The 785-nt window shown below is 59.9% G+C and carries 1 pseudogene; it reads right to left on the bottom strand.

Annotated features, from left to right (window positions below):
• Window positions 1-785: pseudogene (locus AC1DQP_RS21135) on the bottom strand (RHS repeat-associated core domain-containing protein); the annotation flags it as partial.

Raw genomic sequence — 785 nt, 5'->3', positions numbered from 1 at the left:
TCGCCATCCGGGTCTGTGACTGGGCTTTGATTACCAAACACCTCACTCTTATTGCTCCACTCCCAGATCGGGATGTCGCGCACGGAATCGATAACTATACGCGGCGTACCCAGGTGATCTGGTTGGATATAGGCCAGTTCTGGCACCCCAGAGGCTGGTGTGTTGATCATCGCTACCGGGTAGCTGTCCAGCCAGACCATCTGCTGCTGAGCTTGACCCGTCGCTGAGTAGCTGCCGATCCACTTCCCGGCTTGGTCATATAGCGTGATCTGCGCATCCCCATCGGAAGGAGTACGTAGCACGCGCTCGCCACGGTGGTTGTAGGCGTAGCTTTCCACCACCGCAGCGCCCTGTTTCACCGCATTCATACGGTTGGCATCGTTGTACGTGAGGGCTTTGCTTCCGATACTCGTGGTGTTGCCCACTGCATCATGGTTTCGGGCCTCACTACCCACCGCAGTCAGCCGATGACTGGTCGCCGGGTAGGCGTAATTGGTGGTGCCCCCGGCGGTGGTCAGAGAGGTTCGATTGCCTGTAGGGTCGTAAGCATAGGTTTCAATCGGCGTGCCGGTCGCGCCATCCATGGTCTGGGTAAGGCGGCCCAGCGTGTCGTAGGCATACTTCGCCAGCACTGTAGAGCCCGGGCCATTCCTTAGCTCGGTGATCGCGCCGACGGCATCGTAGCCGTAGCTCAGTGACATTCCACCCACTGCCGGGTCGTGCACCGCCTGCGAGCGATAGTCCAGATCCAGCGGACGCTGTAGCTGGCGTCCGTTGCCATAGGC

The organism is Stenotrophomonas sp. P5_A8, assembly GCF_056400545.1.
Note: the sequence above shows the minus strand (reverse complement) of the source record. Positions and strands in the feature narration are given on the sequence as shown.